Genomic DNA, 21,263 nt, shown 5'->3' with positions numbered 1-21,263 from the left:
CTTTACCAAGAGGCCGTTTCGCATACAGATTTTTCGCTGCGTTTTCTGCGCTGGCGCGCTAATGCGCAACCCCAAACATATTGGGTTTCAACGTGGTGAGGGCGGCACGAGTAACGCCGGCCGCAAAGAAGCCCGGGCACATAAGACAGTGTGGGCGCGACGTAGCCCACCAGATCGGCCATCGACCGAACCGAATTGCTCCTGCCAGTCACAAAGCTGCCGGGCAGGAGGCGATGACGATGCAACAGCTGCGCAGTCGAGCCGTCGTCACGACACGCTAGAGCTCCGACACGCCGATCCGGCGATGTGTACGGCCCGCCGAACACGTTGCGTAGCCTCATTTGCTGCACCTGGTTTAGCTAACGTGCCCAATACAGCTGCCCCTCACGGTATCGGCGCAGGAAGCGCGCCATGGGTCACCACACCAGCACCGCCACACCAAACCGCCCATTGACAACAACCCCGCCGCCGTGGGGCTCACCAGTCTTTGCTGCAGTCCGTGAGTGCGGCCGCCGGACCCGCCGCTTCCGCATCCGCCAGCAAATTTCTTTCCAAAATTTTTATGTACACAGCCCGCGGCGAGCCCTAGTCTCACCACACAACCGCAAACAGAAGGCGGCCCCCGTCGACCCCGGCGTTGCAGCGCCGGGCGGAGGCCGCCCGAACCAACCACCACCCCGCAAAGGAAAGGAAGCGGCTCGAATGAGCACCCTACCCCTCCCCGGCATCCAACTACCTGGCGTCCGGGAATTCGATGACTGGCAACCCCACTACCCCGTGCCCTACCGGGCCGTCGTCGGCACTGACCGACGCGTCACCGACCACCCCGTCAGAGTTTCCCCCAGCGCCGTGCAGTGGGCTGATGGCAGCATCGACGACGGCCGAATTGGCTCCCCCAGCGTCTATGTTTTCGAGCTCGGGGATCTGAATCCACTCAACAGTGACCAGGCCCGTGAATTGGCGTCCGCACTGCTTGAAGCCGCCGCCGAAATCGACGAGTGGGCCGGGCGGTGAGCGCCCGTGCCATGTCGCAACCCCTGCTCGTGCTCACCGTCAGCTAGCCACCGTGACGCCTCCCCAAAGTCAGCCCTGACACCGGTTCTTTGACCTCGCGGATAGTCCGCCGCGCCTAAGCCCCCGCAGCGGGTGCCTTACATTTCCGCGGCACGCAGCTTCCCATCAATTGCTTCTGGCCCCCAAAACCGTTGCGACTCCAAGCTAAGTCGCAAAGCCGGAAGCCAGCTCGGCCAGAAGTTCCTCGTGGCCGAAGATTCCCGGCAACCCGCCCGTGTGCATCAGGACAGTTCGTTCACCGGGACGAATATGGCCGTCGCGAACCGCAGCAATGAGACCGGCTAGCGCGCGACCCGTATAGACCGGATCCAAAACAATGCCCTCGGTACGTGCCGCTACTTTCATCGCATCCATGACAGTTGGATTCAGGTACGCATAGCCACGGCCGATTTGGTCATGGCGGATACGAAGTTGTGGCCTTAGCGCCTCGGCCAACGCTTGATTCGTCAGTTCTGCGACCCTGCGGCCGGGCTCATCAATGGCTCCGCAATCCACGCCCAGTACACACGTCGCACCGAGCCGACGGACCAGCCCTGCCATCGTCGCCCCGGTTCCCAGGGCAACAACAACGTGATGGGGCGCCGGCCCCTGGGCAAGGACTTCCTCGGCGGCCGCTTCGTATGCGTTGACCGACAGGTCCGTCGATCCTCCCAACGCAATAACGGCAGGGCGCTGCCCATCTCGGCGCAGGCCTTCGACGACACTCTCCACATGGGTAGCAAGGTCACCTAGGCTGTCGGCATCAGCCCATACGATCGTGGCTCCGAAAAGACCGTCGAGAACAACGTTGCCACGCGACGGCGTTTGGCCGGACCCCTTGAGCACCAACACGACCGGCAGCCCCAACCGAGCACCCGCGGCGGCGGTGAGGCGAGCGTGGTTGGATTGGGCGCCCCCACTGGTCACCAGGATCGTCGCACCGTCCCGCAGTGCCTGCGCGCACAACCACTCAAGCTTGCGGACCTTGTTGCCGCCACCGCCAAGACCCGTCAAGTCATCGCGCTTAACCCATAGATCTTCGGGAGCCAATCCAATCGCCGCCGACAGCCGTGGGGCTCCTTCAAGCGGCGTGGGCCACGATCCGAGCGATACGAGCTGGTCATTTACCACCGTCGCAGTGTAGCCGCAGTGTTTGTACGCCATTGAGGTCGTTGGGTTGCAGATCGACGTGCAGTCTTCACCGCGGCTGAGTCCCGGTCTGTTCCCGCGGTTATGAGCCACGGTTGACATCTCGCAAAACGCTTCGAACCTTCCCAGTACATCGACCGTATAGATTCTGGTGTCCAGACTTTCCGCTTCGACCGAAGGAACTGTCGATGACAACGCTTGAGGCACAGCTAGATGCGGTGATCGAACGCGTGACGCGTGACGGCCATACAGGTGACTCGGTACCGGGAGTGGTAGCTGCGGTTACCGACGCGAACGGCACCATATACGAGAAAGCCGTTGGGCTCCGATGCCTGGCAACCGCACAGCCAATGACCCTCGACGCGGTGTTCGTGCTTCACTCGATGACCAAGCCGATCACCGGCACCGCTGTCCTGCAATGTGCCGAGGAAGGCCTCCTCGATCTCGACGCGCCCGCGGCAACTTGGGTGCCAGAGATCAGTCAATTGCGGGTCATCGAGGGGTCCGGAGCTGACGGCGCACCAATTCTGCGGGCTCCAAAACGTGACATCACGACTCGGATGCTCTTGCTGCACACCGCTGGATTCGGTTACCCGACATACGACGCCACCTACCGCCGCCTGGGCCTGCAGCTCAGCCAATCGAGTTCGGCCTCCGCCGTCAAGGAGTCACTAATGTTGCCGCTGCTCTTTGATCCGGGTGAGCGGTGGATGTACGGCTTCAGCCTTGATTGGGCAGGTTTTGTTGTCGAATCAATCCGAGGCCAGCGCTTGGGGCATGTGATGGACAATCGCGTCTTTGCACCGTTGGGGATGTCGGACACCGCGTTTGCGCTGAGTCCCACCATGAGTCAGCGACTCGCCACGATGCACCAACGGCAGCGTGACGGAGCATTGGTTGCGATCAATTTCGCAGCACCCCAGCAGCCCGAAATCGACCTAGGCGGCCATGGCCTGTTCGGGACGGTCAGAGACTATATGAAGCTTCTGCGTATGTGGCTAAATGACGGCGCAGGTGACCACGGTCGGGTGCTAAAGCCGGAGACTGTGCGGTGGGCGACCCGCAACGGCCTGGAGAAGCAGCGCGTAACGACACTCACGGGAATCGACCCTGCGCTATCGAACGACGTGGAGTTCTTTCCAGGACAACCGAAGTCGTGGGCATACACATTTATGGTCAACGACGAGCAGGCACCAACCGGGCGACCCGCGGGCGCACTTGGCTGGGGGGGCCTGCCCAATCTCTACTACTGGATTGACCGACAGAACGGCATTGCGGGATTGTGGGCAACACAGGTTCTTCCGTTCTGCGACACGGTATCGTTCGACGCCTACCTCGATTTCGAGACCACTGTCTACCGCAACCTCGCGTCGATACGATAACCCGGCTCCGCAACCAGTAAGTGCTTCCCGGCTGTCGTTTTGGAATGGCACCTTGCAGCGGCAAATCTCCCGACCGGGACCTCTGGTAGCGGTCACCCAGGCTCAGTCGACAATCCCGAACCTAGCGGCTGGGCAAACTCAACGTCCAAACCGCCGAAGCGGCCGACCGGCAATTACGCGGGCGGCGGATACGTTGCGTGCCAGTGCTTAGCGATGTCGATACGCCGGGTAATCCATACGGCCTCATGGGATTGAACGTGGTCCAAGAACCGTTCCAGCGAAGCGATACGCGCTGGCCGCCCGATGATGCGGCAATGCAGTCCGACCGACATCATCTTGGGGGAACCGGCGACACCCTCGGCATAAAGAGTGTCGAATGCGTCGCGCAAATGCGCGAAGAACTGCTCGCCGCTGGGAAACCCTGCGGGTGAGGAGAATCGCATATCGTTGGTGTCCAATGTGTACGGGATGATGAGGTGGTCGACCTCGGACTCACCTTTGGGAACCCGCACCCAATAGGGCAGATCGTCGGCATAGGAGTCCGAGTCGTAGAGGAAGCCACCATGCTCGACGACCAACTTCCGTGTCTGCGGGGAGTCCCGCCCGGTGTACCAGCCCTGTGGGGCCGATCCGCTCAACTCGGCGAGGATCTGCACGGCCTGTGCCATATCTTCACGCTCGACGTCCGGATCAATCAGTTGGTATGAGCGCCAACGTAATCCGTGGCAGGCGATCTCGTGCCCCTGCTCGATGAAGGCTGCAGCTGCATCCGGGTTGCGTTGCAGAGCCAACGCCACCCCGAAAACGGTGAGTGGTAGTCGACGCCGTTCGAACACCCGCAGGATTCGCCACACGCCCGCACGGGAGCCATATTCGTAAAGGCTCTCCATACTCATGTGCCGATTGGGGAACGGCTCGGCCGGTGTCATCTCAGAGAGAAAGACCTCCGAATAGCCGTCACCGTCCAAGACGTTGTTTTCTGCGCCTTCTTCGTAGTTCAACACGAACTGCAGGGCGATCCGGGAGTCCCCCGGCCACTGCGGATTCGGGACCTTGCGTCCGTAACCGATGAGATCCCTCGGGTAGTCGCGTCCGCAGCTGAATTCGCTGATCGGCTGGCTCACCGACCCGCTCCTTCCCACCAACGATGCTCGACGATGCTACGACCGCGTTCGGTCAAATCGCCGAACAATCGCAGCCGGCTAAACCCGCCGTCCGGGAAAATGTCGACACGCACGTCGGTCACCGGCGGAGCATCCTCGATCAGAAAACGGTGCCGGGTATCGACCAATAACGGTGTTTGGGGCAGAAGCTGCACCCACTGAGCACCACTGACACGACCGCGTAGCGCCACCTCGCCCGGTGCGTTGCCGACGAACCATGAGGTGTCGATCTCGGCTAGCCGGATGATCCCTTCACCTGCCATCCGCACCTGCACCCAGTCATTGGCGTCGTCGCGCCGGCGAGCGGTCTCCCATCCGTCTCCCATCGCCCGTGCCATTCCAGGAAACAGAAGGTTCTGGGGTGAGCTATAGAACATGTTTGAGCACGCCGTTACCAGTCCGCCGTTTTCGATAGCCACTAGGTCCATCGGTCCCAAGCCGAGAAAACGAGGGTCTGGCACACCCTCACCGTGAACACGCAAGCGAGCGACCCCGCCGTCGGGATACATCGTGAGCTTGATGTGGGTCCAACGCTTCGGTGAGACGACCTCAAACGAGTTGCAGCTGTCTCCTAACACAGGCCGCCGTTCGACAATGGTTTCCCAGTCTTGCCTGGCGACCATCACCTCCGGCTTGGGGTAACCCTCCACCACTATCGCCTGCACGGAAATCTCTGGCGGTTGACTGCTCCCCCGCATAAATGCGGGGGATTCCGCAGCTCGGGTTGCCTAGCGCAGCTACGCCGCGTCGGGTCTTACACCGTCTACGCCGCCGGGGTTCAGCCCTGCCCGGTTTAAAACCACCTGCGCCGCGTTTCGATCCCTGTCCGCGACTGTGCCGCACGTGGCACAGGTGTAGATGCGTTGCGACAGCGGCAGGCGGTGCGTGGCTCTTGCCCCGCACTGTCCGCAGTCGGTGCTGGTGTACTTCGGGTCCACCATCACAACACAACGGCCATGCTTGCCCGCCATGTTCACAAGTTCTGTTTTCGCGATACGGATACCCGCATCGGCGGCCTTACGCGCCATCGTCGACTTCGCCAAAAACTTTGGCTTGAAGTCCTCGACTGCTACCGCATCGAAATCATTGACCAGGTTTTTCGCCCACATTCGTGCGTCCTGCTGGCGTTGACGCGCAACCTTCTTGTGCGCCTTGGCCGCCAACCTTTTAGCCGCCCGGTAGCGCCGACTACCTGGCTTCCCTTTTCCGGGGCGCCGTCGCGCCATGGCCCGCTGATAGCGGGCCAGCTTGTCGGATCCGGTTTTACCGTGCTGCGGGTGCGCCAAATCATGCTCAGCGCTGGTGGTGGTAGCTATAGCCTTCACACCCCAGTCGATACCAACTACCCGGCCCGTGACTGGTAGCGGCTCGGCTTGGGCTTTCACCACAAACGAGGCATACCAGTGCCCCAGACTGTCGCGGTAGACGCGCACACTCGACGGCGCAGTAGGCAGCTCCCGCGACCACACCGGCCGCACCACAACACCTTTCGCCAAAAACAGCACCCGGTCTACGAGCCGGAAGGCGTTGCGGTTGTAGTTGAGGGTGGGCGCGGCGAGTTGCTTCTTCTTGAATGTGGGGAATCCAGCACGGGCTCGCATCGGCAGCCGGTTCCGGATGTCCTTGAGCGCTTTTGCCCGCGATTTCGCGAAGTCACGCACGGTTTGTTGATGCGGTACCGCCGATCCAGCGGCCAGCCAATCCTGCTGTTGGCGCCAGCCAGTTAGTTGCTTGTCGAGTTCCGCGTATCCGCAGGTCTGGCCTGCCTGATGCGCTTTTTTCGATTCTGCGACACACTGGTTCCACACCCAGCGGCAGCGATCCCACTCGACCAGGAGAGCCTTTTCGGCGACGCCCGACATGCGCAGCCGGTAGGTGTAGCGGGCTTTGCCGCTACCCGCATCCTCACCAGCCCCGGCACTCATACCAGTCACGATAGTGCCGGGCACCGACAAGCGGCGGCCACGCCGCGACCCCAGGCAGTGGCCACCCCGGAAACAAAATTGATGCGCTCCATCCCCGCACTAAAGATGCGGGGCTTTCCCGCGCTACGAATTTTCGGGTAATTACCCTTGAACCAGGAGGTATCCACGACGACACCGCGGACAATACCCGGAACCCCGAGCCTGATGATGGCATCGTCAGACGATCGCTGTCCGCGTTGGCGTCGGGTCTCCCAGCCGTCGTATACCTGACCTTTGTGTCCGAAGGTCGCCGGCTGGTACGTGGCCGGTCCCGGCCGGATTAGATTCTCTTTCTCCGCGAACAGGTCATCGGTCGCCCACACCACTGCCCCGCCTAGCGGTCGAAGCGCCAGGTCGGGGAGAGCTAGAAAATCATCTGCAACCACGCTAATCCTCTCGTTCGCCGTCATGGTCGCCCTGTTCGACGCGACCGAGGCATCGATGCAGGAGAGCGTCGAGCACGTCGCGGTTCACAGATGGGGCCAGCTCGATAACCGCACGCTCATCGAAGACACCAACGCACAGTCCGCGAACCACCACCGCTGCCAGCGCCTCAGCGGTTGCCGGCTCCTCGATGACTGATCCCCCGCTGCGGTCCAGGTATGCCTGTAGCCGCGGAGCTGCCACCGACAGCGCTGATCGGAAAAACCCGAAGTTGGCTAGCCATCGAGTGACGAGGTGGCCCGGGTGCATGTCCCAGCCCTGGTAGTAGCCACGACACAGTGACCTGCGCACCAACTCGTGATGGCGACGCAGCGCCGACGCAACCGATGCGGCACTACCTGTCGGCACTACCTGAGTCGATCCGTCGCACACCCACACGCCAGTCTGGGCGGCCGCGACCTGCATGACAGCCTTCGCGTAGTCGGCAACTGGGTGATCTAGCGACTGAAATGGTGCGGCAATCCCGCAGGCGGCGCTGTAGTCGTAGGTACCGTAGTGCAGACCAGAACATCGGCCCTGCGACAGCTGAATAGCCCGGGCAACTGTCACTGTTCCGTCGGCGGCAATAACTGCCTGAGGACTCTCGATCTGAAGTTCAAAGCGCAGGGAGCCGGCCAGCAAACCGTGAGCACGCTCGATCTCTTCACACACCTTGACAGCCGCGCTCGCCTGCTCAGCCAGGCGGAGCTTGGGCACGGTAAATACGAATCTCTGGGGCACATCGCCCGCAGCGTCCAACGTGAGTTCCAACGTGCGTATCGCGCGTACAGCATCCGCCGTGGTCAGCCCCTTAATCCGAATACCACACGCCAACAGACGCCCGCTGAGCGCGCCCAGCGTCGTACCGGCCCGCCGAGCATCGCTGTCCTCGACGGCGTCATCGCGCCAGCCGTACCCATCCTCGAAATCGATCCGCAGGTCTTGCACCGGCGAAATTTCGAGCTGGCGGAGCACGTCGGGCATAACGCGATCGAGGTCCAGATCTTCCAGCACGTCAGCAGCGCGATCCGCCAGCCCAATCGACTCCGCGGCCCACCGCTCAACGGTGTCCGGACCGGCATCTGAGGCAGCAACGTAGACGGTGTGCAGCGGCTGGCCCTCGTGTCGATCGCCGCGATATTCACGGTCAAGCTGGGCGTCTGTGCCGGCGAGGAGGTCACCGATCTGATCGAGCACAGTCGCAGACACAAAACGACGCTTCACCGATCCATGGTCTCAGCTGATATTCCACCCCGCGTCACTGCGGGGCGCCGCAGCGTGGTGCCTGGTCCAACATGACATGGATCAAGCTGGTCAACAGGTTGGTTGAGGTCGCCGGCAACAACGGACACACCGCGGCCGTCGCTGCGCTATGGCTGCTGAATTCGCTAGCGCTGGCTAGAGCCTTTTGGCCAGGACGGCAAAGCATGCACCGCAGCAGCGACCAACAGTCCGCCTGTCCCGCGCTGTCATCATGGTCATCCGGTCGGCGTCCACCTGTTCCATGCGTCGCCAAAATCGAGCGTGACGAGCCGCGCCTTGTCCAAGCCGACCATTTCGCGGAAGTGGTCCTGCCAGCCCCACCAGACGTTGATGAAGAAAACATGGTCTTACCAGGTGAGCTGATAGGTGGGGGGAATGACCTGCCCCTTGTTCTCCGGGGCGAACACGGCAACGGCGAGCAGACCCAACACCGCCGAGGTAGGTAGCTGGACAGTGCCGTTATTCGCAATACGAAGTGCTGCATTGGCACTCACGTAGGGGCTGATCTCGAACTGCACAGACGATTGATCACTATGGCCGTGCAACCACCGGTGCATGCCGAAGAGGACATCTGCGATGTCGGGCCGTCTTTCCGGGAGTAGATCAGACCTGACCGCGACCGGAAAGCGAGTTTGTTCGAGATTGACGCCGGGCATTGCCATCACACCGAAGATGTCGAGGGCATCGCGAATTGCGGTGCGGAAACGTGTGCCGACACCGAGCGTCGGATATCGCTTCCGGCTCGTGCCGTCGAGCGCGTTACACGCGTGGAGCATCGCTACGTCCCACACCTTCCGATCCCACTGCTCCAGCGCCTGCCTGACTGATTCGCCCACAGCCATACGTACGAGGTTATAGGCCAGTCGTGCCACCGCCGAAGCGTTGTACGTGAGTCACCTAGGGCACGGTCTCACTCCGTGCGGGGCTACCCGCGACTTTCTGGCGGCTGTCGTCTATGGGGCATCTGAGCGAAACGCCGCCACCGGCATGGCGACGGTCCCGCGGCAAGGCCCGCCATAGATGTCGGTGTGCCAGGTACCGCGCAACGACCCGTCCCGCTGCGGCGCGTAGTACGCCCACGATTTCGCAGGTGCCCACACCTTCGGTACCCCTTCACCCATGTAGCAATCCCATTGAAACTCGAAGACCTCAACCCACTTGGCTCCGTCCCAGGTGTAATGAGAGGGCTGGGGCAGGGTCGGGTTCTTAGGAACAGGTCCATCAGAGGTGGTAGCAACGCACCTCGTTGCCGAACACACAGTCGTAAAGACGTAGTCGGCGCTGAAGGTAGGTTCGGATTGGCTGGCGGCCACGCTAGTGCCTGACTTGTCCACGGCGTATCGCACAAGCGAATATTTCCCATTCCACGCCGGAGTCGCCGCCTGCGCCGGAACAGCGGAGGCCAAGCATGGCGCGATTGCGATATCACCAAGCACCGCGACCAGGAGAATGCGCAAAATCGATCGCAGGTACACCGCCCCATAATGTGGGGTCAATGACGCGGGCGGATCTCAGCACGGACACGATCACGCCCTATCGGACTGGTGGCGTCTTAGGACTGGTGTAAAAACGCTGGGCGCATGTTCCTGGTGGTCATGTTACGCGGCGGTGGTGTCGGTCGTGGTTGTTGTGGTGGGGGGATGCAGTGGGCGGGGTGGCTCGAGCAGTTGGTGGCGTAGTTCTTGGAGGTGGCGGCTGGTCGCTGATGTTTGGGTGACTCCGCGCCAGCCGCGGCTGGCGCGGTCGAGGACGGCCCATACCAGCGACAGACAGCTGGTTTCGCCGGGTAGGCGGCCGATGACCTTGACCCGGCGACGGGATTCTCCGAAGGTGCGTTCGATGAGGTTGGAATGGCGGATGCGTGTCCAGTGTTGGCGGGGGAAGCGCAAATGCACGCTCAGCGAGGCGAAGTCGTTGGCCAGGCAAGCGACCGCGGCTGGGTAGAGCCCGCGGTATGTGGTGGTGAACTCCTCGGCGCGGCGGGTGGCTTCATCCACGGCCTGCTGGCCGGGTGGCTGGTCAATGTCATCGAAGATCGACCAGAACGCGGCTTTGATCTCGTCCTGGACCGCGACAGGTGTCTTGGCGATGACGTTACGGCAGCGATGGATCAGACACCGCTGACGCAGGCTTGCCGGAAACGTGGTCTCCCATGCGGCGATCAGGCCCGGCGCCCCGTCGGAGATGCCCAGTAGCGGCGGGCGTAGTCCCCGGTTCCTCAGGTCAGCCAAGAAGTCGGCCCACGCATCAGCCGACTCCGCTGCGGCTGGGGCCAGCCCAATAAACAGGGGCTTGCCGTCGGTGCAGATGCCCCAGGCGGCCAGCACCGGCTCGGCCGGGGCGTTGGGATGCATCCGAAAGTTCGAGGCATCCAAGAACAGGTAGTCCAACACCAGCTCATCAAGGCGTCGAGACGACCACGCAGCGAACTCGTCTTTGATGGCCGCACAAATCCGGCTCACCGTCGAGCGCGACAACGCCGCCTGCGAGCCCAGCACCTCGGCCAACGCGGCCTCGATGTCGCGATCCGACAAACCGCGCACCCATCCCGAAATCACCAACGCCTCCAGAGCGTGGGTGCGCGTCACCCCGGCACCGAATAGCCGCGAACAGAACCGCTCGTCGGTGTCGCGTAGTTTCGGGCGGCATAATTCGACCGAGCCCATCGTGGTCTTCACCGTCGCCGGCGGTTGATACCCATTGCGGTACCCGCCCGGGCCGTCCTGAACCCGACGCTGGTGACGGGCTCGGCCCAACACTGCTTCTACCTCGGCCTCCACGGCGACCTGAAACACCAGACGCACCGATAACCGCCCGACCTCCTCCAAAATCTCGGTCAACGGCCGCTCGGTCGCGGCGAACAACTGATCCATCTCAACACGCACACGCTCAATCGGCGATACTCGCTTGGTCACGGGCGTAGCCCCTCCTTCATAGCTTTCGTCGGTTGCGACGGAACCTACGCCCGTGACCATTTACACCAGCGATGAGACGCGACCATCGGACTTCACCGCACGGGCAACCAGGCTAGAACTTTGGGACACCCGAGCCCGCGACCGCTGTGCTCATAACTCGGCAACGACATCGGCGGCCCGACGAAGCTGCTCGATGTCCGAACACGTCGGAATGAGGTGAATTTCGTCGGTTCCAATGTCAGCGAACTTCCGCAGCACCACCAACAGCTCAGATTCCGTCCCCGCCCAGCCAGTTGTCGGCGCTATCGCGTCGACGTACTCGGTTGGAATCCAGTTCATATAGCGCCGCAGATGACGATGAACCTGGATGCGAGCCTCATCTTTAGGCCCGAACGCGAACCAGAACGATGTTGCCAACCGAGGCCTCGGCTTGCCGGCCCGCGCCCATGCCACCCGCGCAACGTCAAAAAGCTCGTTCTGCTTGTCTAGGTCAAGATCCAGAGTGATACCAGTCAATCCGTCAGCCCAACCCGCGGCGCTGCGCAGAGTCTTGGGTCCGATGGTGCCAACGAGCAACGGCGGGCCGGCAGGTTGGACCGGAGCTGGACCTACTGGCTGCACCGAGTCGGTGACCTTGTCGCCAGCCCATACCCTTTTCATCACCGCTATGCGTTCGGCCATGCCGCGTATGGTCTGTGTCGCCGGATCGGCACCCACCGCGTGATAGTCCTCGGCTCTTCCCCCTACGCCGATTCCCACAGTCAGCCGACCGCCGCTGAGCACATCCCCAGTCGCTAACGCCTTCGCCAGCATCACAGGATCGTGCAGCTGCGGAACAATGACCGTTGTCACAAGGCGTACCCGATCGGTCCAAGCCGCCAGTGCCCCGAGCAATGTCAGGCTGTCGGGATTGCCGAACGCGATACGCTCACCCCAGCACAACGACGAGAAGGGCCCCTCGTCGATCGCGCGCGCCCAGTTCGCGAGCACAGTCCTATCGAGGTCGGGCTCCATCACCGGCATGGTCATCGCTATCTGCACAAACGCGATTCTGGCACGCCTACGGCCGCCGGCTCAGGTAGCCCAGAGAACGGTTCGCAAATTTGTGCCAGTGGTGGTTGACTGGGAAAGACAATGACGATCAGCTTCAACCACACCATTGTCGCGTCACACGACAAGAAAAAGTCCGCGGAATTTCTCACCGACCTGTTCGGACTGCCAAGTCCTGAACCGTTTGGGCGCTTCATGGTTGTCGCCCTAGAACACGGCGCCAATCTGGACTACGCCGACGTCCCCGCAGGCGTGGAAATCCCGCCGCAGCACTACGCGTTTCTGGTTTCCGACAAGGATTTCGATGCGATCTACGCCAGGATCCAAGCGCGCGAGCTACCGCACTGGGCGGACCCGGGCTCGACACGACCTGGCGAGATCAACCACCGAGACGGCGGCCGCGGGGTGTACTTCCTGGACCCCTCCGGGCACTTCCTCGAGATCCTCACTCACCCCTATGGCTCGAACGGTTGAGCAGACTCGAAGCATCGGGGGTGGCTCTTAGTCGCCGCCATTCGGCAAGCCGTGCCGCGTCTTTTCCTGATCCCGATAGTCATTGGCGAGTTGTATGACGCTCTCAGGTAGGGCGCCAACCGCGACATCGGCCAAGGTTGTCGCCTCTAGCACCGCACGCATGCTGGCGCGCAACGCTCGCCAGACATCAGTCAACGCCGCCGTCGGGCCGCAGTAGGGCAAGTCGCCAAGACCCATGTCGCGGACACTAGCCAACGGCCCATCGATACAGCGCAGTACGTCGGCAATGCTTATTTCGGTTCCGGGGCGTGCCAATTCATAGCCGCCCTCACGACCTCGGTGACTGCGCACCAACCGGTCGGTGCGCAGGTTGGTGAGAATGTCGACGAGAAACTGCGGCGGTATGCCCTGTGCCTGGGCCAAGTCGTCGGTCTTTACCAACGTCCCGCTACCGACGGTGGCGAGCTGAACCATCGCCCGCACTGCGTACTCCGCCTTGGCTGACATGCGCATATCGAGAATTGTGCCACCCGCGCTGACGACGACGCCGAGCGCCGCTGCGGCGAAGCCGCGGCACCGAGCCCCCGATGGATTCGCGACTAGAACCTCGACTGCAGCAGGTCAATAACCCGCTGCGCCAGCTCGTCGAGGGCATGCTCAGGAGTCAGCCGTAAATCAGGATCCTTTGGCCGCTGGTAGGGGCTGTCAATCCCGGTAAAATGGGTAATCTCGCCGGCACGTGCCTTGGCGTACAACCCTTTGGGATCACGCCGCTCGCAGTCCTCGAGCGGAGTGTCGCAGAACACCTCGAAGAAGTCGATTCCAGCGTCGATATGCACCCTACGGGCCAACGCCCGGTGCTCGGCAAGCGGGCTGATCGCCGGTACCAGCACAACATGGCCGCTTTCGGCGAGCAGGGTCGCCACATGCGCCAGCCGACGCAGGTTCTCCGCACGGTCGGCCATGCTGAAGCCCAGATCCGCATTGAGGCCATGACGCAGATTGTCGCCATCGAGAACATAAGCAGGAATGCCGTTTTCGAGTAGTTTCTGCTCGACCAACATGGCCACTGATGACTTACCCGACCCTGACAAACCCGTGAACCACACCGTCCGCCCGCGCGACAACCGGTCCTTGCCGGTGACCAGTGACTTGTGCCGCACCGTGTTTGGGCTCGGCGTCTGAGCCGAAACGTCGCGCAACACCATGCCCGCCGCCACCGTTCCATTGGTGTTGGGGTCGATGAGGATAAACGATCCCGTAGCGGCATTGCGCGTATATTCGTCGAGCAGCAGAGGCACCTGAGTGCGCAGCGAAATTCGACCAAGTTCGTTGAGCTTCAATGCTGTTGCTGTCTTGTCACGATGCAGCGTGTTGACGTCGAGGCGATAGTCCAGATCGGTGATCCGCGCGCGCGTTGTTCGGGTGGTGTGCTTGATAACGTAGTCGCGGCCCGGCTCAAGCACCCCAGAGTCCGCCATCCAGCACACCGTAGCGTCGAACTGCTGGGTGATCCTGGGCTGGTTGTTGGTGCGAGCGATCATGTCGCCTCGCGAAATATCGATCTCATCGGCGAGCTCCACCGCCACCGCCATCGGCGGAAACGCTTCCGCCACAGGCCCGTTCGTTCCGTTGATCGCGGTGATCCGGGTAGTCTTGCCGATAGGCAGCACGACAACTTCGTCACCCGGGCGCATCACACCACTAGCCACGGACCCTGCGTAGCTGCGGTGGTCTTGATGTTCGACAGTATGCGGACGAATGACGTACTGGACCGGGAAACGTACGTCCACCAGGTTGCGGTCGCCGGCGATGTAGACCTCTTCGAGGTGGGACAACAACGCTGGCCCGTCATACCAAGGCGTCTGGTCGGATTTGGTCACTACGTTGTCGCCATGCAGCGCAGAAATCGGAATGGAAGTTACGTCCTGCACATCGAGCCGCGCAGCAAAGGCGTGAAACTCGTCACGAATGGACTCGAATGCTTTTCTTTCCCAGTCGATCAGGTCCATTTTGTTCACCGCCAGCACAAGATGGCGGATGCCCAACAACGACGCCAGGAAGGCATGCCGACGGGATTGCTCCTGCAAGCCTGCCCGCGCGTCCACCAGCACAACCACCAGCTGGGCGGTGGACGTTCCAGTCACCATGTTTCGGGTGTATTGGATGTGGCCCGGGGTATCAGCAATGATGAATTTCCGCTTGGGAGTGGCGAAATAACGGTAGGCGACATCGATGGTGATACCCTGCTCACGTTCGGCGCGCAGTCCGTCGGTAACAAGCGCTAGGTCGGTGTACTCATGGCCGCGCTCCTTCGACGTCCGCTCCACCGAAGCCCACTGGTCTTCCATGACGGCTTTCGAGTCGTAGAGTAAGCGGCCGATCAGCGTGGATTTGCCGTCGTCGACCGAACCAGCAGTTGCGACGCGCAGCAGCGTTGTTGATGCGACCATCAGAAGTACCCCTGCCGCTTGCGGTCTTCCATACCAGCCTCCGATATTCGGTCGTCAGCGCGAGTAGCCCCTCGTTCGGTCAACCGGGACACCGCGGTCTCGGCAATAACCTCGGCAACAGTCGATGCCGACGACTCAACGCACCCGGTGCACGTCACGTCTCCGACGGTGCGGAATCGGACCATAGCTTCGAACACCGGCTCGCTGGCGCGTGGCTGCATGTGCCGGTGCACGGCCAGTAGCATTCCGTCGCGGCTGAATACTTTTCGCCGGTGCGCGAAATAGATCGACGGCAGCCTTAGCTTCTCAGCACCGACATACGACCAGATGTCGAACTCGGTCCAGTTAGACAGTGGGAATACACGAATGTGTTCGCCCTTGTGGTGCCGACCGTTGTAGAGGTTCCATAGCTCCGGCCGTTGGACCTTCGGATCCCACTGACCGAACTCGTCGCGGAAGCTGAACACTCGTTCCTTGGCGCGAGCCTTCTCCTCGTCACGTCGCGCCCCGCCGAACGCCGCGTCGAACTTGTTCTCGCGAATGGCACGTAGCAGCGTCACCGTCTGAATCGGATTTCGAGACGGAATGGTTTCGACAACGCGGCCAGCGTCGATGTCTTCCTGGACCGAAGCCACCACCAACCTGATACCCGCATCGGCCACCAGCTCGTCGCGGGTAGTGATGACCTCGTCGAAATTGTGGCCGGTGTCGACGTGCATCACCGGGAACGGCAACCGCCCGGGACGGAATGCCTTTACCGCCAAGTGCAGCATGACGATGGAGTCCTTGCCGCCCGAGAACAACAGCACCGGCCGCTCGAACTCGGCAACCACCTCTCGGATGATGTGGATCGCCTCGGCTTCCAACGAGCGCAGATGGCTCAGTTCGTACTGCCCGACCGCTGGGCCGGCTTTCACATTGCTGGTCATAACACCCTGATATTTCTCAATTAAGTTGGTCGATTTGACCATACTTATGATCATTACCCGCTATGAAACCAGGCATTGACACTCCTGTCAATGCGATGCATTGCAGGGCTCTAAGCAGCTGCGATGCGATCAGCCGCTTCCGCCCTGAGTCGCAGTTCGCCGGCTAGCCGGGAATCACATCCGATCCGTGAGGTCCATCGAAAGCTGCCGTCGAAGACATGGCGCTAGCCGGGCCATCGCCACACCGCACCGATCCCACCGCGGTGCGGCACGTCGCAGCGACGCAGCGGCCTGGTGGCGCGACCACTTCTTCGCCGCTGCAGCGGGTGACCGGGGGCAATGGCGCCGGAATTCACAATGTCCGGCTGGCACCACCGACCTGACCCCGGCGGACCGGCAACCGGGGTGGGGCGTTCACCAGTCAACGGCGAAGCAGAGATCGTCTATCCGGACGGCCATACGACCGCCACGACACTTACGTTTTACAAGCCCGGTCAAGGACACCCAGCGTGCAGCCGCCAGACACTACAGCGTGACCTCGTTGAGCTTGCCAGTGGCGACGTCGAAGACGAACCCGCGCAGCGAAACGTGCTGGGTGACGAAAGGACTGTTTTCGATGCGGCGCAGCGACTGTCGCACGTCCGCGACGGAATCGGGAAAGGCCTCGACAGCCCATTGCGGTTTGATTCCCACAGCATCCTGGATTGAGCGCTTGAAGTCGTCGTCGGTAAAAGTGAGCATCCCGCAGTCGGTGTGGTGAATGAGGATCACCTCTCGCGTCCCCAACAACCGCTGACTGATAGCCAGCGAGCGGATCGCATCGTCGGTCACCACACCGCCGGCGTTACGGATGACATGGGCCTCACCCTCGTTGATGCCAAGCATGCGATAGACGTCAAGCCGCGCATCCATGCAAGCGACAATCGCTAGGTGTTTGCTCGGCGGCATCGGCAGCGGGCCCTTGAAGGCGCTGGCGTACTGCGCATTGTGGGCAAGAATTTCCTCGGTCACCGTCACGCAAGCCTCCTCGAGTATCACCTTTGGCATTTGCTACAAAGATCGGTACCGCGCTGCGAGCCTAACAATCAGGACCGTGGATTTCACCAATGAAAATCGGCCCGATCGAAATGTTGCCGACGTGCACATCACTGGTAGCGGTCACTACCGATCACCGCAGCCACCGACTCGACGTGTTGGCGCGACTTCGTTCGCCTGATCGCTACCCTGTCCCAATGCGACAGGGGCGGGGCGACCGGGAATGACACGCTTCTTGGCGCGCCGGTTGCTCAACTACCTAGTATTGCTGGCGCTAGCGTCGTTCCTGACCTACTGCCTGACCTCGCTTGCTTTCAATCCGTTGGAAAGCCTGATGCAGCGAAGCCCACCCCCACCGCAGGCAGTTATCGACACCAAGGCCGCCGAGCTGGGTTTGAACAAACCCATACCGATTCGCTATGCCAACTGGGTTTCACACGCCGTTCGCGGCGACTTCGGAGCCACCATCACCGGTCAGCCTGTCTCTCGCGAGCTGTGGCGCCGCATCGGCGTCAGTCTGCGCCTGCTGGTCGTTGGATCCCTGGCCGGCACGGTGCTAGGCGTCGTGTTGGGGGCGTGGGGCGCCATCCGTCAGTACCGGTTCAGCGATCGGTTCGTCACCATGGTGGCGTTGCTGGTGCTGAGCACCCCAACGTTCGTGGTATCCAATCTATTGATTCTGAGCGCCCTGCGGATCAACTGGGCGCTCGGAGTACAACTATTCGACTACACGGGCGAGACCTCGCCAGGTGTCGCCGGTGGGTTATGGGTGAACCTCTTCGACAGGTTGCAGCATCTGGTCCTGCCGTCGCTCACCCTTGCACTGGGTGCAGCCGCCGGTTTCAGCCGCTATCAGCGCAACGCGATGCTCGACGTCCTGGGCCAGGATTTCATTCGCACCGCACGCGCTAAAGGCCTGACCCGGCGGCGAGCGCTGTTCAAACACGGGCTGCGGACCGCACTGATACCAATGGCCACGCTGTTCGCTTACGGGGTCGCCGGACTGGTAACCGGCGCCGTCTTCGTCGAGAAAATCTTCGGCTGGCATGGCATGGGGGAATGGATGATCCGAGGCATCGCGACTCAAGACACCAATATCGTTGCGGCGATCACCGTGTTCTCCGGAACTGTCGTGCTGCTGGCGGGCCTGCTCTCCGACATCATCTACGCGGCTCTCGATCCCCGGGTTCGGGTGGCATGACATGACCGACGCTGGCCCCGCAACAGCAAATTTCGCCTCGCGCCGCACGCTGGTAATAAGACGGTTCCTGCGCCATCGTTCCGCGGTGGCGTCGCTCGCACTGCTGGTCCTGCTGTTCGTCGGATGCTATGCACTACCTTCGCTGCTGCCCTATTCCTACGAAGACCTTGACTTCGATGCGCTGCTGCAGCCGCCTAGTACCGACCACTGGCTGGGCACCAACGCGCTAGGCCAAGACCTGTTAGCACAAACATTGCGGGGGATGCAGAAATCGATGCTGATCGGGGTCTGCGTCGCCATTATCTCCACCGCAATCGCCGCCGCTGTCGGGACGATCTCTGGCTACTTCGGAGGCTGGCGGGACAGAGCACTGATGTGGCTAGTCGACCTGCTTCTTGTCGTGCCCAGCTTCATCCTGATCGCGATCGTCACCCCGCGAACCAAAAACTCGGCCAACATCATGTTTCTGGTTCTGCTGCTGGCGGGCTTCGGCTGGATGATCAGCTCCCGGATGGTGCGTGGCATGACCCTGAGCCTGCGGGACCGCGAATTCATCCGGGCAGCAAGGTATATGGGTGTGTCCAGCCGTCGCATCATCATCGGTCACGTGGTACCCAATGTGGCATCCATCCTAATCATCGACGCGGCGCTGAATGTCGCCGCCGCCATTTTGGCCGAAACTGGATTGAGCTTCCTCGGGTTCGGGATTCAACCGCCGGATGTCTCCCTGGGAACCCTGATCGCCGACGGCACCGCGTCGGCGACCACATTCCCTTGGGTGTTCTTGTTCCCGGCCGGGGTTCTGGTGCTGATTCTTGTGTGCGCGAACCTGACCGGCGATGGACTGCGCGACGCACTCGACCCCGGAAGTGGCACCACGCGGGGCGCAGGCCGATGAACCCGCTGCTCCAGGTGACCGATCTAGCCGTCGCATTCCCCAGCGACCGCGATCGAGTCGATGCGGTGCGCGGCATCCAGTACCACGTGGATCCGGGCGAAGTGGTGGCGATGGTCGGCGAATCGGGTTCGGGTAAGACCGCAGCGGCGATGGCGGTGGTCGGACTGTTGCCCGAGTATGCACAGGTGCGCGGCTCAGTACGGCTGCACGGCACTGAGCTGCTCGGACTCGCCGACGACGCGATGTCGCGAATCCGCGGCAAGACGATCGGCACGGTCTTCCAGGACCCAATGTCAGCGCTGACCCCGGTTTACACCGTCGGCGACCAGATCGCCGAGGCGGTCACGGTGCACCAACCCAGTGTCGGAAAGAAGGCTGCCCGGCAACACGCGGTCGAACTGCTTGAGCTGGTTGGCATCTCGCAACCCAGCCGACGAGCCCGCGCCTTCCCACACGAACTCTCCGGCGGAGAACGGCAACGCGTGGTGATCGCGATCGCGATCGCCAACGATCCTGACTTGTTGATCTGCGACGAGCCCACGACTGCGCTCGACGTGACCGTGCAGGCACAGATCCTTCAGGTACTCCGGACAGCACGCGACGTCACCGGAGCCGGCGTCTTGATCATCACCCACGACCTTGGTGTCGTCGCCGAGTTCGCTGACCGGGCTCTGGTGATGTACGCGGGCCGAGTTGTGGAGTCGGCCGGGGTGAATTCGCTCTATCACGATCGCCGGATGCCCTACACCGCTGGGCTCTTGGGATCAGTGCCCCGATTGGACGCCCCGCGGGGTGCACGATTGGTGCCCATCCCGGGCGCACCGCCGGCTCTGGCCGCCCTTGAGCCCGGGTGCCCGTTCGCACCCCGATGCCCGCTGGCCATCGACGAATGCCGCTCTGAGGAACCAGAATTGATCGCAGTCGCGGCCGATCACCAGGCAGCCTGCATTCGAACCGACCAGATCACCGGGCGCAGCGCCGCGGATATCTACGGGGTCAACACCGAAAGCGTTGCGGCAGAACCCCACGACGCGTCGGTCGTCCTGCGGGTGCGCGACCTGGTCAAGACCTACCGACTGACCAAGGGCGTTGTACTGCGGCGGGCCATCGGCGAAGTCCGGGCGGTCGACGGCGTCAGTTTCGACTTGCGGCAAGGCCACACGCTCGGCATCGTCGGCGAATCCGGATCGGGAAAATCGACGACCGTGCACCAGATCTTGGAACTCGCCGCACCCCAATCGGGATCGATTGAAGTGCTGGGCGCCGATGTCGCAACCCTCTCCCGGTCCGGCCGCCGATCGTTGCGGCGCGACATTCAGGTCGTCTTTCAAGACCCGGTAGCGTCGTTGGACCCCCGGCTGCCCGTGTTTGACTTGCTCGCTGAGCCGTTGCAAGCCAACGGGTTCAGCAAGGACGACACTCATGCTCGCGTTGCCGAGCTACTCGACACCGTGGGACTGCACCGCGCCGATGCCAGTCGTTACCCTGCCGAATTCTCGGGCGGTCAAAAACAGCGCATCGGTATCGCGCGGGCGCTGGCACTACGACCCACGATTCTGGCACTCGACGAACCGGTATCGGCGCTTGACGTATCCATTCAGGCCGGGATCATCAACCTCTTACTTGAGTTGCAGGAAAAGTTCGGGCTTTCGTACCTATTCGTGTCCCACGACCTCTCGGTGGTCAAGCACCTCGCTCACCGAGTCGCCGTCATGTTCGCCGGTACCATTGTCGAGCAGGGCGATAGCCAGGAAGTCTTCAGCCGCCCGAAACATGAGTACACCCGACGCCTGCTGGGGGCGGTGCCGCAACCGGACCCAGGCACCCGTAGCCGACCGACGGCACAGACCAGGCAGCGGCCCAAAGTAAAGCATGGCAATGGTGACTAGCCGAACCCGTCCCGCGGATCGG

Annotated in this window: 17 protein-coding genes and 3 pseudogenes; 6 read left to right on the top strand and 14 right to left on the bottom strand. The window is 62.0% G+C overall.

Translation table 11 applies throughout. The annotated features are described in order from the left end of the window. Positions 1–702: 702 nt before the first annotated feature. Positions 703–1,014 carry a hypothetical protein gene (locus ACO07W_RS16915; RefSeq protein ID WP_421844896.1) on the top strand — a complete coding sequence of 104 codons (312 nt, stop codon included), beginning with the start codon at positions 703–705 and terminating at the stop codon, positions 1,012–1,014. A 204-nt stretch (positions 1,015–1,218) separates the two neighbouring features. Here ACO07W_RS16915 and ACO07W_RS16910 read toward each other — a convergent pair whose 3' ends face one another. Then, positions 1,219–2,184, bottom strand: a complete 966-nt coding sequence (locus tag ACO07W_RS16910) for a 1-aminocyclopropane-1-carboxylate deaminase/D-cysteine desulfhydrase (RefSeq protein ID WP_421844895.1) — start codon at positions 2,182–2,184, stop codon at positions 1,219–1,221. 206 nt (positions 2,185–2,390) lie between these two features. Here ACO07W_RS16910 and ACO07W_RS16905 point away from each other — a divergent pair, with 206 nt between their 5' ends. After that, positions 2,391–3,584, top strand: a complete 1,194-nt coding sequence (locus ACO07W_RS16905; protein WP_421844894.1) for a serine hydrolase domain-containing protein — start codon at positions 2,391–2,393, stop codon at positions 3,582–3,584. Between the two features lie 173 nt (positions 3,585–3,757). Here the strand turns inward: ACO07W_RS16905 and puuE are convergent, their stop codons facing one another. The 9 genes and pseudogenes from puuE to ACO07W_RS16860 all read right to left on the bottom strand — a co-directional run bounded on the left by puuE (position 3,758) and on the right by ACO07W_RS16860 (position 12,341). Continuing rightward, a complete protein-coding gene (gene puuE / locus ACO07W_RS16900) occupies positions 3,758–4,708 on the bottom strand; it encodes an allantoinase PuuE (RefSeq protein ID WP_421844893.1) in 951 nt (316 codons plus the stop codon). After that, a pseudogene (locus tag ACO07W_RS16895) lies at positions 4,705–5,451 on the bottom strand (allantoicase); the annotation flags it as partial. The gene puuE and the pseudogene ACO07W_RS16895, both read right to left, overlap by 4 nt. A 33-nt stretch (positions 5,452–5,484) precedes the next feature. After that, positions 5,485–6,672, bottom strand: a complete 1,188-nt coding sequence (locus ACO07W_RS16890; RefSeq protein ID WP_421841682.1) for an RNA-guided endonuclease InsQ/TnpB family protein — start codon at positions 6,670–6,672, stop codon at positions 5,485–5,487. A gap of 134 nt (positions 6,673–6,806) precedes the next feature. After that, positions 6,807–7,121, bottom strand: a pseudogene (locus ACO07W_RS16885) (allantoicase); the annotation flags it as partial. Next, positions 7,099–8,358 carry a DUF6986 family protein gene (locus tag ACO07W_RS16880; RefSeq protein WP_421844892.1) on the bottom strand — a complete coding sequence of 420 codons (1,260 nt, stop codon included), beginning with the start codon at positions 8,356–8,358 and terminating at the stop codon, positions 7,099–7,101. The gene ACO07W_RS16880 and the pseudogene ACO07W_RS16885, both read right to left, overlap by 23 nt. Positions 8,359–8,612: 254 nt before the next feature. Further along, positions 8,613–9,239, bottom strand: a pseudogene (locus ACO07W_RS16875) (hypothetical protein). A 111-nt stretch (positions 9,240–9,350) separates the two neighbouring features. Beyond that, a complete protein-coding gene (locus tag ACO07W_RS16870; protein ID WP_421846058.1) occupies positions 9,351–9,833 on the bottom strand; it encodes a hypothetical protein in 483 nt (160 codons plus the stop codon). A gap of 162 nt (positions 9,834–9,995) precedes the next feature. Continuing rightward, positions 9,996–11,270 carry an IS256 family transposase gene (locus tag ACO07W_RS16865; RefSeq protein WP_421840071.1) on the bottom strand — a complete coding sequence of 425 codons (1,275 nt, stop codon included), beginning with the start codon at positions 11,268–11,270 and terminating at the stop codon, positions 9,996–9,998. 192 nt (positions 11,271–11,462) lie between these two features. Further along, positions 11,463–12,341 carry an LLM class flavin-dependent oxidoreductase gene (locus tag ACO07W_RS16860; RefSeq protein WP_421846057.1) on the bottom strand — a complete coding sequence of 293 codons (879 nt, stop codon included), beginning with the start codon at positions 12,339–12,341 and terminating at the stop codon, positions 11,463–11,465. A 105-nt stretch (positions 12,342–12,446) separates the two neighbouring features. On the opposite strand from ACO07W_RS16860, the gene ACO07W_RS16855 reads away from it, so the two are divergent. Continuing rightward, positions 12,447–12,836, top strand: coding sequence for a VOC family protein (locus tag ACO07W_RS16855; RefSeq protein WP_421844891.1), 390 nt, complete (start codon positions 12,447–12,449; stop codon positions 12,834–12,836). A 27-nt stretch (positions 12,837–12,863) separates the two neighbouring features. Here ACO07W_RS16855 and ACO07W_RS16850 read toward each other — a convergent pair whose 3' ends face one another. The 4 genes from ACO07W_RS16850 to ACO07W_RS16835 all read right to left on the bottom strand — a co-directional run bounded on the left by ACO07W_RS16850 (position 12,864) and on the right by ACO07W_RS16835 (position 17,235). Beyond that, positions 12,864–13,349 carry an Rrf2 family transcriptional regulator gene (locus ACO07W_RS16850; protein ID WP_421844890.1) on the bottom strand — a complete coding sequence of 162 codons (486 nt, stop codon included), beginning with the start codon at positions 13,347–13,349 and terminating at the stop codon, positions 12,864–12,866. 86 nt (positions 13,350–13,435) lie between these two features. Then, positions 13,436–15,289 (bottom strand): adenylyl-sulfate kinase, encoded by a 1,854-nt coding sequence (cysC, locus tag ACO07W_RS16845; RefSeq protein ID WP_421844889.1) that lies wholly within the window; start codon positions 15,287–15,289, stop codon positions 13,436–13,438. Beyond that, entirely contained in the window at positions 15,289–16,272 is a 984-nt protein-coding gene (cysD, locus tag ACO07W_RS16840; protein WP_421844888.1) for a sulfate adenylyltransferase subunit CysD, read from the bottom strand. Before cysD ends, cysC begins: the two co-directional genes overlap by 1 nt. A gap of 471 nt (positions 16,273–16,743) precedes the next feature. Continuing rightward, positions 16,744–17,235, bottom strand: a complete 492-nt coding sequence (locus ACO07W_RS16835) for a beta-class carbonic anhydrase (RefSeq protein WP_421844887.1) — start codon at positions 17,233–17,235, stop codon at positions 16,744–16,746. A gap of 241 nt (positions 17,236–17,476) precedes the next feature. On the opposite strand from ACO07W_RS16835, the gene ACO07W_RS16830 reads away from it, so the two are divergent. The 3 genes from ACO07W_RS16830 to ACO07W_RS16820 are packed head-to-tail and all read left to right on the top strand — an operon-like array spanning position 17,477 to position 21,241. Next, a complete protein-coding gene (locus ACO07W_RS16830) occupies positions 17,477–18,454 on the top strand; it encodes an ABC transporter permease (RefSeq protein ID WP_421844886.1) in 978 nt (325 codons plus the stop codon). 1 nt (position 18,455) lies between these two features. Next, positions 18,456–19,352 (top strand): ABC transporter permease, encoded by an 897-nt coding sequence (locus ACO07W_RS16825; RefSeq protein ID WP_421844885.1) that lies wholly within the window; start codon positions 18,456–18,458, stop codon positions 19,350–19,352. Then, the gene (locus ACO07W_RS16820; protein ID WP_421844884.1) at positions 19,349–21,241 is read left to right on the top strand and encodes a dipeptide ABC transporter ATP-binding protein; all 1,893 of its coding nucleotides are present in this window, start codon (positions 19,349–19,351) and stop codon (positions 21,239–21,241) included. Before ACO07W_RS16825 ends, ACO07W_RS16820 begins: the two co-directional genes overlap by 4 nt. Positions 21,242–21,263 lie beyond the last annotated feature (22 nt).

The organism is Mycobacterium sp., assembly GCF_965230835.1.
Classification (GTDB): Bacteria; Actinomycetota; Actinomycetes; order Mycobacteriales; family Mycobacteriaceae; genus Mycobacterium.
Note: the sequence above shows the minus strand (reverse complement) of the source record. Positions and strands in the feature narration are given on the sequence as shown.

What these genes read in the sequence shown, in the direction of transcription:
- cysD (WP_421844888.1), bottom strand. Translation starts at nt 16,272, where the DNA reads ATGATCATAAGTATGGTCAAATCGACCAACTTAATTGAGAAATATCAG.
- ACO07W_RS16860 (WP_421846057.1), bottom strand. Translation starts at nt 12,341, where the DNA reads ATGACCATGCCGGTGATGGAGCCCGACCTCGATAGGACTGTGCTCGCG.
- ACO07W_RS16865 (WP_421840071.1), bottom strand. Translation starts at nt 11,270, where the DNA reads ATGGATCAGTTGTTCGCCGCGACCGAGCGGCCGTTGACCGAGATTTTG.
- ACO07W_RS16830 (WP_421844886.1), top strand. Translation starts at nt 17,477, where the DNA reads ATGACACGCTTCTTGGCGCGCCGGTTGCTCAACTACCTAGTATTGCTG.
- ACO07W_RS16820 (WP_421844884.1), top strand. Translation starts at nt 19,349, where the DNA reads ATGAACCCGCTGCTCCAGGTGACCGATCTAGCCGTCGCATTCCCCAGC.
- ACO07W_RS16890 (WP_421841682.1), bottom strand. Translation starts at nt 6,672, where the DNA reads ATGAGTGCCGGGGCTGGTGAGGATGCGGGTAGCGGCAAAGCCCGCTAC.
- ACO07W_RS16825 (WP_421844885.1), top strand. Translation starts at nt 18,456, where the DNA reads ATGACCGACGCTGGCCCCGCAACAGCAAATTTCGCCTCGCGCCGCACG.
- cysC (WP_421844889.1), bottom strand. Translation starts at nt 15,289, where the DNA reads ATGGTCGCATCAACAACGCTGCTGCGCGTCGCAACTGCTGGTTCGGTC.
- ACO07W_RS16855 (WP_421844891.1), top strand. Translation starts at nt 12,447, where the DNA reads ATGACGATCAGCTTCAACCACACCATTGTCGCGTCACACGACAAGAAA.
- ACO07W_RS16915 (WP_421844896.1), top strand. Translation starts at nt 703, where the DNA reads ATGAGCACCCTACCCCTCCCCGGCATCCAACTACCTGGCGTCCGGGAA.
- ACO07W_RS16850 (WP_421844890.1), bottom strand. Translation starts at nt 13,349, where the DNA reads ATGCGCATGTCAGCCAAGGCGGAGTACGCAGTGCGGGCGATGGTTCAG.
- ACO07W_RS16905 (WP_421844894.1), top strand. Translation starts at nt 2,391, where the DNA reads ATGACAACGCTTGAGGCACAGCTAGATGCGGTGATCGAACGCGTGACG.